At 71.6% G+C, this 320-nt stretch carries 1 protein-coding gene; it reads left to right on the forward strand.

The features are described 5' to 3' along the window. Positions 1-69: 69 nt before the first annotated feature. On the forward strand, positions 70-320 hold a 251-nt coding region (locus tag H926_RS30030), incomplete at its 3' end, for a carboxylesterase family protein (protein ID WP_202804791.1).

Raw genomic sequence — 320 nt, forward strand, 5'->3', positions numbered from 1 at the left:
CCCGGCCCGGACCTGGCAGGGCGAATGGGATGCCACCCGCCGGCGCGCGCCGCGCCGCAGCCGGCCGGAATGGACCCGCTGCCCGCCGTCCAGGCGGAAGATTGCCTTCAGCTCAACATCTGGGCGCCGGCGGCACCGGGACGCTATCCGGTGATGGTCTTCGTCCACGGCGGCAGCAACGAAACCGGATGGAGCGGGTGGGAGGTGATCGCCGGCAACCGCTTTGCCGCGCATGGCGTGGTCTGCGTGACGCTGAACTATCGCCTGGGCGCGCTGGGCTTCATGGAGCTGGGCCATCTGCTGGGCCGCGCCTATGCCGG

This window comes from Novosphingobium sp. B-7 (assembly GCF_000410615.1).
Classification (GTDB): Bacteria; Pseudomonadota; Alphaproteobacteria; order Sphingomonadales; family Sphingomonadaceae; genus Novosphingobium; species Novosphingobium capsulatum.